Annotated in this window: 17 protein-coding genes; all 17 read right to left on the bottom strand. The window is 64.0% G+C overall.

Translation table 11 applies throughout. The features are described from left to right. Nucleotides 1-136: 136 nt before the first annotated feature. The 17 genes from yajC to HMPREF3097_RS04745 all read right to left on the bottom strand — a co-directional run bounded on the left by yajC (nucleotide 137) and on the right by HMPREF3097_RS04745 (nucleotide 15,538). Complete coding sequence (gene yajC, locus HMPREF3097_RS04825) at nucleotides 137-529, bottom strand: preprotein translocase subunit YajC (RefSeq protein ID WP_070761354.1); 393 nt, start codon at nucleotides 527-529, stop codon at nucleotides 137-139. A gap of 137 nt (nucleotides 530-666) precedes the next feature. Next, the gene (gene ruvB / locus HMPREF3097_RS04820; protein WP_070761351.1) at nucleotides 667-1,770 is read right to left on the bottom strand and encodes a Holliday junction branch migration DNA helicase RuvB; all 1,104 of its coding nucleotides are present in this window, start codon (nucleotides 1,768-1,770) and stop codon (nucleotides 667-669) included. A gap of 65 nt (nucleotides 1,771-1,835) precedes the next feature. Continuing rightward, nucleotides 1,836-2,456, bottom strand: coding sequence for a Holliday junction branch migration protein RuvA (ruvA, locus tag HMPREF3097_RS04815; RefSeq protein ID WP_070761350.1), 621 nt, complete (start codon nucleotides 2,454-2,456; stop codon nucleotides 1,836-1,838). Between the two features lie 44 nt (nucleotides 2,457-2,500). After that, nucleotides 2,501-3,004, bottom strand: a complete 504-nt coding sequence (ruvC, locus tag HMPREF3097_RS04810; protein ID WP_210398537.1) for a crossover junction endodeoxyribonuclease RuvC — start codon at nucleotides 3,002-3,004, stop codon at nucleotides 2,501-2,503. 253 nt (nucleotides 3,005-3,257) lie between these two features. Then, nucleotides 3,258-4,013 carry a YebC/PmpR family DNA-binding transcriptional regulator gene (locus HMPREF3097_RS04805; protein WP_070758972.1) on the bottom strand — a complete coding sequence of 252 codons (756 nt, stop codon included), beginning with the start codon at nucleotides 4,011-4,013 and terminating at the stop codon, nucleotides 3,258-3,260. Between the two features lie 263 nt (nucleotides 4,014-4,276). Further along, nucleotides 4,277-5,161, bottom strand: a complete 885-nt coding sequence (locus tag HMPREF3097_RS04800) for an acyl-CoA thioesterase (protein ID WP_210398536.1) — start codon at nucleotides 5,159-5,161, stop codon at nucleotides 4,277-4,279. Nucleotides 5,162-5,167: 6 nt separating this feature from the next. Next, the gene (pdxS, locus tag HMPREF3097_RS04795) at nucleotides 5,168-6,088 is read right to left on the bottom strand and encodes a pyridoxal 5'-phosphate synthase lyase subunit PdxS (protein ID WP_070761346.1); all 921 of its coding nucleotides are present in this window, start codon (nucleotides 6,086-6,088) and stop codon (nucleotides 5,168-5,170) included. A 181-nt stretch (nucleotides 6,089-6,269) separates the two neighbouring features. Beyond that, a complete protein-coding gene (locus HMPREF3097_RS04790) occupies nucleotides 6,270-6,740 on the bottom strand; it encodes a hypothetical protein (RefSeq protein WP_070761431.1) in 471 nt (156 codons plus the stop codon). 5 nt (nucleotides 6,741-6,745) lie between these two features. After that, nucleotides 6,746-7,939 carry a glycosyltransferase family 4 protein gene (locus HMPREF3097_RS04785; protein WP_070761344.1) on the bottom strand — a complete coding sequence of 398 codons (1,194 nt, stop codon included), beginning with the start codon at nucleotides 7,937-7,939 and terminating at the stop codon, nucleotides 6,746-6,748. After that, nucleotides 7,936-8,877, bottom strand: coding sequence for a phosphatidylinositol mannoside acyltransferase (locus HMPREF3097_RS04780; protein WP_070761342.1), 942 nt, complete (start codon nucleotides 8,875-8,877; stop codon nucleotides 7,936-7,938). Before HMPREF3097_RS04780 ends, HMPREF3097_RS04785 begins: the two co-directional genes overlap by 4 nt. Before the next feature lie 3 nt (nucleotides 8,878-8,880). Next, complete coding sequence (gene pgsA / locus HMPREF3097_RS04775; protein ID WP_070758976.1) at nucleotides 8,881-9,525, bottom strand: phosphatidylinositol phosphate synthase; 645 nt, start codon at nucleotides 9,523-9,525, stop codon at nucleotides 8,881-8,883. A gap of 64 nt (nucleotides 9,526-9,589) precedes the next feature. Beyond that, the gene (locus HMPREF3097_RS04770; protein WP_070761430.1) at nucleotides 9,590-10,171 is read right to left on the bottom strand and encodes an HIT family protein; all 582 of its coding nucleotides are present in this window, start codon (nucleotides 10,169-10,171) and stop codon (nucleotides 9,590-9,592) included. Between the two features lie 160 nt (nucleotides 10,172-10,331). Continuing rightward, complete coding sequence (gene thrS, locus HMPREF3097_RS04765; RefSeq protein WP_083317964.1) at nucleotides 10,332-12,320, bottom strand: threonine--tRNA ligase; 1,989 nt, start codon at nucleotides 12,318-12,320, stop codon at nucleotides 10,332-10,334. A 141-nt stretch (nucleotides 12,321-12,461) separates the two neighbouring features. Then, nucleotides 12,462-13,670: a Dyp-type peroxidase gene (locus HMPREF3097_RS04760; RefSeq protein ID WP_070761338.1), complete on the bottom strand. Its 1,209-nt coding sequence runs from the start codon at nucleotides 13,668-13,670 to the stop codon at nucleotides 12,462-12,464. Nucleotides 13,671-13,798: 128 nt separating this feature from the next. Beyond that, nucleotides 13,799-14,473: a copper chaperone PCu(A)C gene (locus HMPREF3097_RS04755; protein WP_070761336.1), complete on the bottom strand. Its 675-nt coding sequence runs from the start codon at nucleotides 14,471-14,473 to the stop codon at nucleotides 13,799-13,801. 129 nt (nucleotides 14,474-14,602) lie between these two features. Further along, complete coding sequence (locus HMPREF3097_RS04750) at nucleotides 14,603-14,908, bottom strand: hypothetical protein (protein WP_246821291.1); 306 nt, start codon at nucleotides 14,906-14,908, stop codon at nucleotides 14,603-14,605. Between the two features lie 75 nt (nucleotides 14,909-14,983). Beyond that, nucleotides 14,984-15,538, bottom strand: a complete 555-nt coding sequence (locus HMPREF3097_RS04745) for a copper resistance CopC family protein (protein WP_246821290.1) — start codon at nucleotides 15,536-15,538, stop codon at nucleotides 14,984-14,986. Nucleotides 15,539-15,742 lie beyond the last annotated feature (204 nt).

Below are 15,742 nucleotides of genomic sequence, written 5' to 3'. Positions count from 1 at the left end.
AATGAAAAGCTGGGAAAATATCTTAGTGCCTGCTGGAGACACAAAACATCTGGCACCCGGATTCCTGTCTCCGGTCACCAGATGTCCAAATCCGCGCGGGATCTACGTGCGCGTTCAGCGGGTCGCGCACCGACGCCTAGTTGCGGGACTCGCCGCCGGTGTTGGTACCACCGTCGACGTCAAAATCCGTGTTCTGGACGTCACCGTCCACCGTCTCGGCCTGGTCATCCGGACGGTTGCTCAGCTGCTCTTCCTGCTGCGAGCCAGGTTCCACGGAGGTCACGGCCTGCAGGACGGCGGCGCGGTCCCAGGTAGTCACCACCGCAGGGCTGATCTCCAGGTCAATCGAGGTGTCACCCACGTGCGCCACACGCCCCTGGATGCCCGAGGTCATCTGGACGACCATGCCCGGCTGGAGAGAATCCTGGAATTCGCGGATCTGCTTCATGCGCTGGTTCTGCTTGCGGATCTGCAGCAGCGGCAAGGCGATGAACACGACAACGATCAGGATGAGTATCAAAGAATTCATAGTTTTCAGTGTCTCACATTCTCAGGTTTTTGCACGTAGCCGCTACCGTTCCCACCTCGGGTACTCGACGCCCGGGCCCTCGGCGCTCTAGGCGTCGTGCCAGGCGCGGGCCCGTCGGCGCCGCTCCCCGAGCGGCGCTACATGCCAGGTGCGTTCTCCGGGGGCTCCAGGCCGACGTGTCGCCATGCTGCCGCGGTAGCAACCCTCCCCCGCGGCGTGCGGGCCACCATGCCTGCGCGCACGAGGAACGGCTCGCAGACCTCCTCGACTGTCGAGGGCTCCTCCCCAACCGCCAGCGCAAGGGTGTTCACGCCCACCGGTCCGCCACCGTGGCCACGTACCAGTGCATCCAGCACCCCGTTGTCGAGGCGGTCGAGCCCCATCTCATCGACGTCGAAGACCACGAGCGCCTGACGTGCGATGTCCACGGTGATCTGGCCGTCGGCCTGCACGTCTGCATAGTCCCGCACGCGGCGGAGCAGCCGGTTGGCGATACGCGGCGTGCCCCGCGAGCGAGAAGCGATCTCGGTCGCAGCGTCGTGATCGATTTCTACGCCGAGGATCCCAGCGGCGCGGGTGACCACCCGGGTGAGCTCGGGAGTGTCGTAGAACTCCATCTGAGCGGTGAAACCGAAGCGGTCACGGAGCGGGCCCGTGAGCATGCCCGCCCGGGTCGTCGCGCCAACAAGGGTGAATGGGGCAATCTCGATGGGGATCGACGTTGCTCCCGGCCCTTTACCGACGATGACGTCGATGCGGAAGTCCTCCATCGCCATGTAGAGCATCTCTTCGGCGGGGCGCGCCATGCGGTGGATCTCGTCGATGAAGAGCACGTCGCCCTCCATGAGGTTCGACAACATGGCAGCCAGATCCCCTGCCCGCTCGAGCGCCGGGCCCGAGGTCATGCGCAGAGAGGAACCGAGCTCCTGGGCGATGATCATCGCCATCGTCGTCTTACCTAGCCCCGGCGGGCCCGCAAGCAGCACGTGGTCGGGCGCAACACCACGGCTGCGGGCCCCGCCAAGCACGAGCTCAAGCTGCTGGCGCACCTTCGGCTGGCCGATAAACTCCGTCAGGCTCTTCGGGCGCAGTGAGCTATCGAACTCGGTATCCCCGGGGATCTGTGTACCGGAGAGCTCGCTATTCGGCGCTTGCCCGGCGGGCTGATTGCCGGGCTCAGGGCGCGGCGTAGGCAGCGACGAACCCGGCAATTCGAATTCGGTGCGTTCGATGTCTGACATTGGTGCGTCCTTTGCCTGCGTTGTCTGCTGCTGTGAATCCTAGGTGTTGTGTGACCCTCGCGCGATTAACGCTTTTGGCCACTCAGCCGCTGCAGGGCCTCACGCAGCACTGCCGAAGGATCGGCGGTTCCGTTCTGCTCCTCAAGAATCTTCGTCACAGCCGTAGCAGCCTTGGATTCGGTGAAGCCGAGGCCGACGAGCGCCTCCACGACCTGCGACTGCAACGCCGTGTCGGTGCCGTTCGCCGCGATATCTCCAATGGTTGCCTGGTCGCTCGTGGCTTCCGGAGCCGGAAACTTGCCCTTGAGATCCACGGCCATGCGTTCGGCCAGCCGCTTACCCACCCCAGGAGCCTGCTGCAGGGTCTTGATATCCCCTTCCTCGACGGCCCGAGCGATGTCCGCAGGCTGCAGCACGCTCATCACTCCCATGGCGAGGCGGGCGCCTACGCCGGAGACCTTCTGCAGGATTCCGAAAGTTTCGCGCTGCTCTGGGGTCGAAAAAGCATAGAGCGTATGCGCATCGTCCCGCACCACGAGACTAGTGAGAACGAAGGCCTGCTCGCCGCGACGCAACGTGGCGAGGGTATCGCCGGTGGCGAGGCAGCGGTACCCCACCCCGGCGCATTCGACCACTACATAATCCAGGCCCTTATCGATCACTTCACCGCGCAGCGAGGAAATCATGTCGAACTCATCATCCTTCTATTGTGTTTTCTATCCCAGGCGCCTCAGGCGCGCAGGAATTGATTCATCGGTCCCCGCCAGCAGTGGCAGACCGCCAGCGCGAGCGCATCGGCGGCATCCGCGGGCTTGGGAGCCTCTGAGAGCCCCAGAATGCGGGTGATCATCTTGGTCATCTGAGCCTTATCGGCCCGGCCATTGCCGCTGATCGCCTTCTTCACCTCACTGGGCGTGTAGCTCTCCACGGCCAATCCGTGCTCCGCCGCGGCGAGCATCAGCACCCCGGAGGCATGAGCCGTATTCATGACTGTCGAGACGTTTGAGCGTTCGAAAACCCGCTCGATCGCGACCACATCCGGGGAATAATCGGCGATCCACTCACTCACGGCGCGGTATAGCCGCTGGAGTCGCTGCTCCAGCGGGACATGGGACTCGGTGCGAACCACTCCGACAGCGACGGGGAACACTGTGCGGCCTTGGCCGGATTGTACGACGGAGAGCCCACAGCGGGTCAGACCAGGGTCGATTCCCATGACGCGCTTGCCCACCATCGATTCGGTCCGCCGAAATCCAGTGGGCGACCCCCACCCTCCCGCCGATCGGGAGGCGCGGGCGAGGGCACCCTGATCTGACTCTCCGGGTGCCCCATCCGGCACTGCATTAGACCTCGCACTCATGATAGATACCGAATATAGCACACATGATCGAAAGCGACGTCGGCTCGCAGCAACCCGTCATGCGGCCGCGCAGCCAGCCCGCCCCCAATGGGGCACGCGGGCACGTACCGCCCCGTAGGTAGGCCAATTAGTCCTCGGCGAGTTCGGCCGCAACCTCGTCGGAGACGGACATGTTGGTGTAGATCTCCTGGACATCGTCGACGTCGTCGAGAGCATCGATGAGGTTAGCGACCTTACGGGCCAACTCCGCGTCTGCCGGAACCTCCAGATTGGAGCGATACACCTGCTCGACGGAGTCGTACTCGATCTCCGCCTCCTTCAGTGCCTCGCGGACGGCCATGAGGTCCGAAATATCGCAGAGCACCTCGAACTGCTCGCCGTGGTCCTTGACCTCTTCGGCGCCGGCGTCGAGGACAGCAAGCAGCAGGTCGTCCTCGGTCAGCTCCCCCTTGTCGAGAAGGGCCTGGCCCTTGCGCTCAAACTGGTAGGACACGGAGCCGGCATCCGCCATGTTGCCGCCGTTCTTCGTCATCGCAGTGCGGACGTCGGTGGCAGCGCGGTTGCGGTTATCGGTCAGGCACTCGATGAGCATCGCAACGCCGCCCGGGCCGTAGCCCTCGTACATGATGGTCTCCCAGTCGGAGCCACCAGCTTCTTCGCCGGAGCCACGCTTACGAGCCCGCTCGATGTTGTCGTTGGGGACGGAGGACTTCTTGGCCTTGGTGATGGCGTCCTGGAGCGTCGGGTTGGCGTCCGGGTCGCCGCCACCCATGCGCGCCGCAACCTCGATATTCTTCACCAGGCGGGCGAATTCCTTGCCACGCTTGGCGTCGATTGCTGCCTTCTTACGCTTCGTGGTCTCCCACTTTGAATGGCCTGCCATCGTCCTCTTCCTACTAGCCGAATAATTCCTGCAAACTGCGATGCAGTTTTTCGCGCCTACCAGCTTACTACGCGCCTCCGGCGGGTTTTCTTTAGAACCACTGGTCCGCGCGTCCCAAGAAGGCCTTAACACGTTCCTCGTCGTGGATAGTTGTTCGGGAAGGTGCGTTTCTTGGACGCAAAAACCGCCGTGCTGCTCGGCACGGCGGTTCTGCTGCTGCATCGAAGCTGCAACCCCACGTGGTGAAGGTGCGGGGTCGAGTGTTACTTCCCTTCGAAGCCCTTGAGTGGGACAGCCGGGCGGTCGCCCACGATCTTTCGGGTCAGCCCCTCCTGGGTCACGACGGCGACCAATTCCCCGGCCTGGTTGAAGATGCGGCCGTGGGTAATGGCACGCCCCGCGTGCGCCGATGGGCTGACCTGGTCGTAGAGCAGCCATTCATCGGCGCGGAACGGCCGCAGGAACCACATCGCGTGATCGAGGGAAGCCTCCTGGTACTGCTCGCCGCGGTGCGGGACAAGGGCGGAGGACAGCAGCGTCATGTCAGACATATATGCCAGCGTGCAGACGTGGAAGGTCTCATCGTCCGGGAGCCTGGCCTTCGACTTGAACCAGACGACCTGCTGGGAGGCTGCATACTTATTCGGCTCGAAGTCCCCTTCCGGCACGACCCGCAGATCCCACTCGCGCCACTCGTCAAACAGCGCCTTGCGCACCGGCGGCAGCTCCTCGCGGTTGACCACGACGTCCTCCGGTGGCACCACGCGACGCATCTCATCGGAGTGTTCCGGCCCCTCGTCCGTGCGGACGTGAAAGCTGGCCTGCATGATGAAGATCGGCTTTCCGTGCTGAACCGCCTTCACCTGGCGGGAGCAGAAAGACCTGCCATCGCGGATGCGTTCCACGATGTACAGCGTCGGTTCCTCGGAGCGCCCGGGGGCAACAAAATACCCATGCAGGGAATGCACCTGGTACTCCGCGCCCACGGTTCGGGTCGCAGCGACCAGGCACTGGGCCGCCACCTGCCCGCCGAACGTTCGGCTCAGGCTCGAGGGAATCACGCGTCCCCGGAAAATATCCCCGTCGATCTTCTCAAGATCGAGAACGTCGAGGATGCGGGGCCGGGAGGCGGACGAGGAGGCGACCATGGGGAATTACCAGCCGCGCTCTGCGAGGCGGTGGGACACCGGCAGCTCGTCGACGTTGATACCGACCATGGCCTCGCCCAGGCCGCGGGAAACGTCCGCGATAACCTTCGGGTCCTGGTAGTTCTGCGTTGCCTTGACGATGGCTGCGGCACGCTGAGCCGGGTTGCCGGACTTGAAAATGCCCGAGCCGACGAACACGCCCTCAGCACCGAGGTGCATCATCATCGCAGCGTCGGCCGGGGTGGCGATGCCACCGGCGGTGAACAGGGTGACTGGGAGCTTGCCGTTGCGTGCAACCTCAACGACGAGCTCGTACGGTGCGGCCAGTTCCTTGGCGGCGACGTAGAGCTCATCGTCGGCCATGTTGCTCAGGCGGTTGATCTCCGCGCGGATGGTGCGCATGTGGGTCACCGCGTTGGACACATCGCCAGTTCCGGCCTCACCCTTGGAACGGATCATGGCTGCACCTTCGTTGATGCGGCGCAGGGCCTCGCCCAGGTTGGTGGCACCACAGACGAATGGGGTCTCGAAGTCGAACTTGTCGATGTGGTTCTTGTAGTCGGCCGGGCTCAGCACCTCGGACTCGTCGATGAAGTCCACGCCGAGCGCTTCGAGAACCTCTGCCTCGACGAAGTGGCCAATGCGGGCCTTGGCCATGACCGGGATCTCGACGGCGTCGATGATGCCAGCGATCATGTCCGGGTCGGACATGCGGGACACGCCGCCCTGTGCGCGGATGTCAGCCGGAACGCGCTCCAGGGCCATAACGGCGGAGGCTCCTGCGTCCTCGGCGATCTTGGCCTGTTCCGGGGTGACGACGTCCATGATGACGCCGCCCTTCAGCTTGTCGGCAAAACCGCGCTTGACGCGCGCGGAACCGGTGGTGATGGACGCGTCCGCCGCAGCGGTCTTGGATGCCTTGCTCACGTAGTTAATCCCGTCTCTTCGTGGCTGGGCGTGCTCGCACTTACTCGCCTCAGCCCTCGGGTTCACCTTGCGGTGGCCCCTCGGGAGCGCGGCTTAAAGGACGCCAACACGTTCCAGCTCGTTGGTGTTTTAGGCCACTAGTCTAACCTGTCTAGTTCTAACCCGTCTAACGGGGCTAGGTTCACGCCACGTGATCGGTCGTGGCGGCCTCATAATACTCGGGCAGTGGCGCGAAACCGGCCAACTTGAGGGCTCGAACGCTTGCCCGAGAACGCAGCTGGCGGGTGTCCCACACGGCGTCGTTATAGAAGCGGGATGCCAGGTCAACGCGCGTGGACGCGGCAATGAACGCCGGGTGCTCAATAACGGTGGCATCCAGTGCCGCTAACAGGCTGTTTTCCGCCTCAGAGTGCGCCCCCATATCGGTGGCCTGCAGGGGCACCCGGGACACCCGATCCGCCTGCTCCTTCAAATCTGGCCGCAGCGTGGCGATCAACATCGCGCGGGCGTGCAGCGCACCCTCCAGAGTGAGTCGAGCGCTATCGGTGCGGATGTGCAGCCGGTTGAGCCGGGCGGCGGTGAAGTAGGCCCACAGGCCGATCACCAGCAGAACAGCCAATACGGCGGCGAGTATGACGAGCCAGGTCGGTATCGCGATCACGAGCAGGTCACCTTCCGTCCCTTGAGCGTGGCAGTTTGGTACACCTGCTCCACGCGGCTGGCCACCGTGTTCCAGTCGTACATCTGGCTCCGGTCCTGCCCGCGGGCAGCCAGTTCGCGGATCTCCGCGGGCTCCGACAGCAGGCGGTTGATCTTCAGCGCGAGGTTGGCTGCGTCGTGGTTGGCGAATAGGCACGCGGCGCGTCCTTGATCGCCGACCGCCTTGAAAGCCGGGATATCGCTGGCGACGACGGCCGCGCCTGCAGCCATCGCCTCCACGAGAACGATGCCGAAGCTCTCGCCTCCGGTGTTGGGGGCGACGTAGATATCGCTGCTGGCCAGGGCGCGGGCTTTCTCCTCATCACTGACCTTGCCCAACACCCGCACCGTTGCCTCACTAGGCTGCCTGCCGTGGACCCAACTCAGCCCCATCCCATCCAGGCGCTTGCCGAGTGCCTCGACCGAGCCCGCGCCCACAACCAAAAGTTCGACGTTCGGGTGTTGGCGCAGGATCGATGGCATCGCCCCGAGCATCACCTGGAGGCCCTTACGCGGCTCGTCGAAGCGACCGAGAAACATTAGCCGAGGCCGGTCAGGATCCAGCTCGGGCAGCACCTCCGCTTCCCGATAGGCAGCAGTGTCCACCCCGTTGGGGATCAGCACCGGGTCGCCGGCGAGCATCTCCACCTGCCAGCGCCGGGCCTCCTCGGAGACAGCAATGCCGGCGTGGATCTTCTCCAGAAACGGCCGCAAGGCCGGCAGTGCGAGCTTCAGAAGTTTCGAACCACTGGCCGAGGCGTGATAGGTCGCCACCATGGGGCCTTCGGCGACCGCGAGGGTCAGCATGGAATAGGACGGGGAGTTCGGCTCATGGATGTGCACCACGTCGAAATCATGTCGCGCGATCCAGCGGCGCAGGTGGCGGCGCGCACGGGGACCGAAGCTCAGCCGGGCCACGGAACCGTTGTAGCGGATCGGGACGCTGGGGCCACCGCATTCCAGGAACTCCGGCAGCCCCTCGCGCTGCTCCCCCGGGCCGATCAGGCTCACGCGGTGGCCGCGGCGCTGAAGCTCGGCGCAGAGTTCAATCGCGTGGATCTGCACCCCGCCGGGTTCGTCGAAGGAGTATGGACACACCATGCCGATGTTGAGGGGACGCTCCCCAATCGCTGCGATTTGATCCTGGGTCACGGGGCCTCCCCTGCTGCGAGCCGAGCACGGCGAGCCTCACTGAGGTCGTCGTAGAACAGCGGCTGCAGCATGTGCCAGTCGGCGGGGTGGGCAGCGATGTTTTGCGCGAAGCCATCCGCAATATCCTGCGCTACTTCTGCGAGCGGGCGGTCGGCATCGATCCTTGGCCCCACGGAAAAGCCCCACTGATCCGGTGCCTCGCCGAAGAAGCTGTGCGCTACGTGCAGGGCTGCCCCGGTTTTCTGGGCGAGCATGGCGGGACCCGCGGGCATGGAGGTGCGTTCGCCGAAGAAATCCACGGGAATTCCACGGCCGGTGAGATCCCGCTCCCCCATCAGGCACACGACCCCGCCCGCGCGCAGGACCTCCTCGAGCCGAGCCATCGGCGGTTGCTTGCCACCCGTCAGCGGTAGGACTTCGAAGCCCAGCTGGTTGCGGTAGTGGACGAAAGCTTCGAATAGCGATTCGGGTTTCAGCCTTTCCGCGACGGTCGCGAAACCGCCGTGGGTGTGAACCAGCCACACCCCGGCCATGTCCCAGTTCCCGGAATGTGGCAGCGTCAGGATGAGCCCTCGACCCTCCGCGACGGCCTCCGCCACGCGCTGCTTGCTGACTGGGGAGTCGAAGCCCTGGTCGAGTGTGGTGGCCAGGTCGTCACCGACCATGCTGGGCAACCGAAAGGCTTCCTTCCAATAACGCAGGTAGGAGCGCATCGCGCGACGCACGAGGTCACGGGTGACGTTTTCCGGACCGACGACGCGGGACAGGTTGCGGCGCAGCTGCTCGGGTCCCTTCCCCCGCCCCGAGGCAGCGTCAGCGATCAGATCGAAAAGCACGGCAGCGATGGGTTCCGGCAGGCGCTTAGTCGCCGCCCAACCCAGTTGATATGCCAGCGCGGAGAGATCCTCGCCGCTGGGCAGGGATAGTTTTTTGATCACGGGCTAAAACTCCCGTGCTCCCGCGGGCGCCGCGATGTGTTCGGTGGACGCCTCCGAGCGGGAGGCCATCACGAGGCGTTGGATCACCGTGAATACGGAGCCCAGACCCAGCAGCCACAGGCCAACCCAGAGGACATATGGCACGCCCAGGCCGGACAGTCCCAGGGCGACCAGCGAGATGATGAGCCGTTCCGGGCGCTCAATGAGTCCGCCGTCAACGGGCAGATCGCTGGCCTCCGCTCGCGCCTTCACATAGCTCGTCACCTGACCAGCGACGAGAATCGTGAGGGTCAGAGCAAGCAGCACGGGGTGGGACTCGGCGTCCATGGCGAACCAAAAGGCTAGGGCGCCGAAAATCGCGCCGTCCGTGACCCGGTCGCAGGTGGCATCCAGAGTGGCGCCGAATTTCGTGCCGCCACCCGACATTCGGGCCATGGTGCCGTCCACCATGTCCAGCGCGGTCGTGAGTCCGATCAGCACGGCGGCGGCAAAGTGGTGGCCGGTGGGGATCAGCCACAGGGCGAGAACCACCGCGGCGACGGTCCCACCGAGCGTGACCGAATTCGGGCTCACGTGCGCTTTCTGAAGGGTGCGGGCGATGGGTTCGATGATGACGGAGGCAGGCCGACGGGCGTGTTCGCTCAGCATTGAGCCTTCCTTTCAGTCATCACGATTGTCCTTAGTACGGGTCCCCTACGCCCGGTATTATCCACTATTTTTGATCCTCAAGTTCGCGCCACGCCCGAGAGAGCAGGGCCCTGGTATCGCGAAGTGTCTGCGGTAGCACTTTAGCGCCGGCGATCACCGTCATGAAACTCGTATCCCCGGTCCAGCGGGGAACGATGTGTTGGTGCAGGTGCGTGGGCACCGATCCACCGGACGGGCGGCCGAGGTTCATGCCGACGTTGATGGCGTCCGGGCCCGAGACATAGCGCAGGGTCTTGATCGCGTGCTGGGTGAAGGTCGCCAGCTCAGTGAGCTCCGGCATTGTCAGGTCCTCGTAGTTGGCGACCTGGCGGTATGGGATCACCATCATGTGCCCGGGGTTATAGGGAAAGAGGTTGAGGACGCAGAAGACCTCCTTCCCGCGAGCGACGATGAGCGCCTCCTCGTCGGGAAGGTTGGGCAGGTCGAGGAACGGGTCCTCGGGCTTCTCCTCGCCGCCCTCTGGGCCTTGTGCCCCCTCCTGGGCGGGCTTTTTCGGCCGATCGGCGAGATAGGCGGAGCGGTAGGGAGCCCAGAGCCGATCCAGGCCACCGGCGAGATCAGGCTGCGAGCCCACCCCGGTGTCCACGACCCGGCCATTGGCCTCAGACGCAGCCTGGGCGGATAGCTCAGTCCCCGCGGGTTCCGCGGCTCCTCGTTCCGAGGAACACCGGCCCGCAGGATCCTGGCTCGGATCGCAACTCACTATCCTCACACCCCTACCTTTATTCTTTGCCACCGGGCGATGCTTAGCCCAGCTCCGACGCGATGAGCTCCTTCGTCGGCTGCTCATTGCGACGCTGGCCGATCCACTCCTTGATCGCCTTCGCTGCCTCCTCGCGCGGTACGCCGTTGACCTGCGTACCGTCGTGGAACCGGAAGCTGACTGCACCATTATCGACGTCCCGTCCCCCGACGAGCAGCATGAACGGGATCTTGCCCTTGGTGTGGGTGCGGATCTTCTTCTGCATGCGGTCATCGGAGGTGTCTACCTCGGCGCGGATGCCGTCCTTACGCAGATCGGCGACGAACTCCTCCAGGTACTCGGTGAAGTCCTCGGCCACTGGGATGCCCATGACCTGGTGCGGCGCCAGCCAGGCGGGGAACGCGCCTGCGTAGTGCTCCAGGAGCACGCCGAAGAAACGCTCGATAGAGCCGAAGAGCGCGCGGTGAATCATGATCGGGCGCTTCTTGGTGCCGTCCGGTGCGGTGTACTCCAGGTCGAAGCGCTCCGGCAGGTTGAAGTCCAGCTGCACGGTGGACATCTGCCAGGTACGACCGATGGCGTCGCGAGCCTGGACGGAGATCTTCGGCCCGTAGAAGGCGGCACCAGCTGGGTCCGGAACGAGCTCCAGGCCGGACTTCTCGGCAACCCGCTGCAGGATCTCGGTGGACCGCTCCCAGATCTCGTCGGTGCCGACGAACTTCTTCGGGTCCTTCGTCGACAACTCCAGGTAGAAGTCGTCGAGACCGTAGTCGCGCAGCAGGGAGATGATGAACTCCAGCACCGTCGTCAGCTCGTCCTCGAGCTGGTCCTCGGTGCAGTAGATGTGCGCGTCATCCTGGGTGAAACCGCGGGCGCGGGTCAGGCCGTGCACGACGCCGGACTTCTCGTAGCGGTATACGGTACCGAATTCGAAGAGTCGCAGCGGCAGCTCACGGTAGCTACGGCCACGGGAGGCGAAGATGAGGTTGTGCATCGGGCAGTTCATCGGCTTGGCGTAGTAGTCCTGCCCCGGCTTGGTGACGTTACCGTCCTCATCAGTCTCACCATCAAGCTGCATCGGGGGGAACATGCCCTCGGCATAGAAGTCCAGGTGACCGGACTTCTGGAACAGGTCGCCCTTCGTGATGTGCGGGGTGTTGACGAAGGAGTAGCCACTGGCCAGGTGTCGCTTGCGGGAGTGCTCCTCCATCTCCAGGCGCACGATGCCGCCGTTCGGGTGGAACACCGGGAAGCCGGAGCCCACCTCGTCGGGGAAGCTGAACAGGTCCAGCTCCGCACCCAGGCGACGGTGGTCGCGCTTCTCAGCCTCCTCCAGCATGTGCTGGTATTCGGCGAGCTTCTCCTTGGACTCCCAGGCGGTGCCATAAATGCGCTGGAGGCCCGCATTGTCCTGGTCGCCGCGCCAATACGCCGCCGAGGAGCGGGTAATCGCGAAGGCCGGGATGTAGCGCGTGGTCGGCACATGCGGGCCGCGGCACAGGTCGTACCACTCGACCTCGCCGGTGCGCGGGTTGACGTTGGAGTAAGCGGTCAGCTCACCTGCGCCGACCTCCATGGCCTCCTCGGAGTCCGGATCGACGTTGCCCTTGTCCTCGATGAGCTCGAGCTTGTACGGCTCGGCAGCGTACTCGGTGCGAGCCTCATCGTTGGAGCCATAGGCCTTGCGCTCGAAGCGCTGGCCGGACTTGATGATCTTCTTCATCTCCCGTTCGATCTTCTTCAGATCCTCGGGCGTGAAAGGCTCCGCGACGTCAAAGTCGTAGTAGAAACCGCCATCGATGGCCGGTCCGATGCCGAGCTTGGTACCCGGGAAAACGCGCTGCACGGCCTGGGCGAGAACGTGCGCCGTGGAGTGGCGGATCACGCCGCGCCCCTCTTCCGTATCGGACGCGATCGCGGTGACCTCGGTGTCCACGTCCGGAGTCCAGGCAAGGTCGCGGAGGTTACCCTCCGGGTCCTTCACGACGACGATGGCCTCGGGCCCCTTGTTCGGCAGCTCCAGTGGGCGCATGGCCGCACCGGCTGTCTCGCCAGCCGGAACGAGGAACTTAACGGCAGGCTGGGCGGAAACGGGAGAGTTCAAGAAAATGCTCCTTCAAGCAACGACGTGGGCGGTCACATACCGGGTGACAGCCACTAACGACCTTTCAGTTTACCCCTCGAGGATCTGCTGACCCCAGTAGGATCCTGGTTCGGTGCCAGGCAGCACCCAGTAGACCCCAGAGCCAGTGTGGGTGATCCACTGATTAAGTCGGTCGTTCTCCGCGAGACGGTGCTGCAGCGGGGTGAAGGAGGTGTCCGGATCCTCCTGGAAACAGATGAAAATCAGGCCGGAATCGCCGTGCTCGTTGACCTCGCCGTCCCAGTTGAACGGGCGTCGCAGCATATGCTTACCCTCCCCTGCCGTAATGCCCACGTGACTCTTGGGATCGATGACGGGCAGTCCGGTCTTGTCCACCGCGTTGAGATCCGGGTCATCGAACTCGTCTTCTCCGGTCAGGGGTGCACCACTGATCGCCTTGCGGCCAAAGACGTTCTCTCGGCTCTCGCGGTCGAGGGCCTCCCAACCAGGCATGTCGAAGGTCACGCGGCGCACGATCATCGAGGTGCCGTTACGGTCGTCCCAAACCGCGTTGTCGAATTCCTCCTCGGTACGCGGGACGACGGTGCCGTCCTTGAAGCCCATGAGGTTGCGTGCGGTCTGCCCCTCCCGGATGTCGACGAAGCCGCGCTGGGTCCAGCGTGGCTTGACGTAGTCCCGCCCGCCGCGGGTCAGGACTCGCATCGCGTGGGACAGGGTGGTCAGATCCTCGCCGCACATTTGGACGACGACGTCCCCGTCGCTAAACGCTGGGTCCAGATCGTCGCCCTTGAACTTCGGCAGTCCCTTGGTGTGGGAGGAGACCCACTTCGGAACCTCATCGAGCGAGCCAATCTTCTCGATGAGGGCAGGCGACCAGCCGACGGTGATAGTTAGGTTGCCGGGCTGCAGGTTGAGCTCGGGCTCGAGATCAGCCAACGCTGCGTCGCCCTGGGTGAGTTTCCGAGCGTCCGGGGTCCACACGCGCATGAGCCGGCGGAGATCCTTGCGGAGGGCCTCGCGGCTGTTCGTGTTGTGGAAGTCGAAGGCCACGATAAGCCCGTGACTCTGGTGCGGCGTTTGAATGCCGGCCTGGCGAGCGCCATCGAAGGGGACGGTCAACTTTTCCTCGATGTCCCCGGAGGAGTTGGGCATGTCTCCCCCGCGTCCCTCGCCTTCCGCGCAGCTGGCGAGCACGGCGGCCGCACCCGCTGCGCCGACACCGGCGAATAGCCCACGCCGGCTGACGTTAAAAAATCCCGAAGACTCCCCAGTACTCATCTCGCTCAAAAACCTTCTTCTGTCCTTGTTAAGTCTCTTGATCCGCGGCCAAATGGCGGGAAAGCCTGGGCCCCGCGTTAGTCACGTGGCCCAGGCTTGTCATTTTCATCACTTGGTGGGAGGCAGCTCTAGTGCTCGCCGTGCTCGGCGTGCTCCCCCTCGCCGTCCATGCCCGCACCGTGGCCACCGTGCTCACCGTGGCCCTCCATGCCAGCGTGATCACCGTGCTCGCCGTGGGCGTCGCCGTAGTGCTCGTGGCTGGACTGCTGCACGCGAGCCGGGATGTCCTTGAGCTCGTATTCCGTGCCGTCCTCTGCCTTGAGGGTGACGGTGATGTCGTCACCTGCGGCGATTTCCTCGGAGTAGTCCATGATCATGATGTGGTCGCCACCCGGCTTCAGCTCGAGCTCGCCACCGGCCGGGATACGAAGACCTTCCGGGTTCTCCTGCATGACGCCATCGACAACCTCGTGGAGCTCGTACTTCGCATCCAGGCTGCCGGATGCGGAGACGATGTGGATCTCCTTGTCGGTGTTGTTGACCAGCTTGCCGAAGACTGCGGTCATGTCCTTATCGGTGCCCTTAGCACCAACGTATGCCTCTTCGAAAGTCAGCCCCTCGGCAGCGTTCTCGGCGGTCTGCGACTCAGAAGCGGTCTGAGACTCAGATGCGGTCTGCTCGCTAGGCTTCTCCTCCGAAGGAGAGCAGGCGGCCAGGCCGAGAGCGGTAACGCCCATCAGCGCGACTGCGGTAGCGCGCAGAGACTTGGGGCGACGCACAGAGTGTCCAACGGTTGTGTTCATGGTGTACCTCACGGAAAAGTCCTTGATTCTCAAGGAAGTGGTTGGTGCGGCGGGCGGGAGGCCGGGGCGGAAGAATCGTCCCCGGCATTCCACCCCACGCGCATGGGATGTGGACCCAACCAGAAAGGCTTAGTTAAAGGTGCCTGCTGCAGGCTCGGTACCGGCGTCGTTGGCCGCACCCGGCTCGACATCAGCGGACGTTTCCTCAGCCTCGGAAGCCTCCTCAGACGTGATGGTGGTCTCCTCCGTCTCAGAGGTTGCCGAGTCGGTCTTCTTGTCCGTCTTGTCGCCCAGCTCCGGGGTCTTTGCCCCGACGGTGGCGGTGTCGATGTGCTCGGTGCCGGTAGCCTTCTCGTTCGGCGGGGAGCAGGCAGCCAGCGCGAGCGCGGCGCTCAGCGCGACAACGGCGGACAGTGCAGTGCGGTTCTGCTTCACGGTTTTCAGACTCCTTGGTGTTTCTCGTGGCTCTTCGCCCCTCCTGCGGTGAGGACCGCAGGCAGGCGCCCCAAACTACTTGGAGATATCCCGCCACCGTGCGATGGCGAGAACGAGAGCTCCTGCAATAACAACAATACTGGTTACGCCGAAAATCCAGGTAGGCACGCCCAACCCCTCAGACCCCGTCTCCTCCGACTGCTCGGAAGAGCTGGAATCCGCAGCCTCGACGTCGCCGTACTGGAACTGCAGCGAACCGCGAGTAGCGTGGCCATCCGAAGAAGTGATCTGGTAGCCCACGGTGTATTCACCGGGCTGCCAGTCCACGTCGTCAGACACCTCGATGCTCAAAACTCGGCCATCTGCATCGGGCTCCCCAGTGAAGAGAACGTCGCCATCGCGGGACAGCGCGATTCGATTAAAGCCCTCCTTAGGAACACCCGAGAATGTCAAGGAGATCTCCTTGACTGGCTCTTCGATCTTCGAGCCCTGCTTGGGCGTGGAGTCGACCACGAGGTCGTGCGCTGCCGCCGGACCAACGCCGGCCCCCAGCATCGCAATCCCCGTAACGAGTGCCGCTACGAGGCCCGCAATCCGGGACCGGAGCTTGTGTGCGTCAGCAAACCACAACTGCATCTTCACCTTCCATTGATGTTCGGGTCCGATATAGATAGTCGGACGATCGCTCGATTAAGTTCCCGCGAACTTCACTCCGCCCGAGCATACCCCCGAGCCCGCACCCCCACGTCACGCGCCGCCGCTCCTCCCCAGAGGGACTTTCAGTGATTAGCTGAAGCCGTCGGCGGGTTAAGTAAAGAAAAGTGTGTCCGCATG

This window comes from Corynebacterium sp. HMSC27B11, assembly GCF_001815985.1.
Taxonomy (GTDB): Bacteria; Actinomycetota; Actinomycetes; order Mycobacteriales; family Mycobacteriaceae; genus Corynebacterium.
Note: the sequence above shows the minus strand (reverse complement) of the source record. Positions and strands in the feature narration are given on the sequence as shown.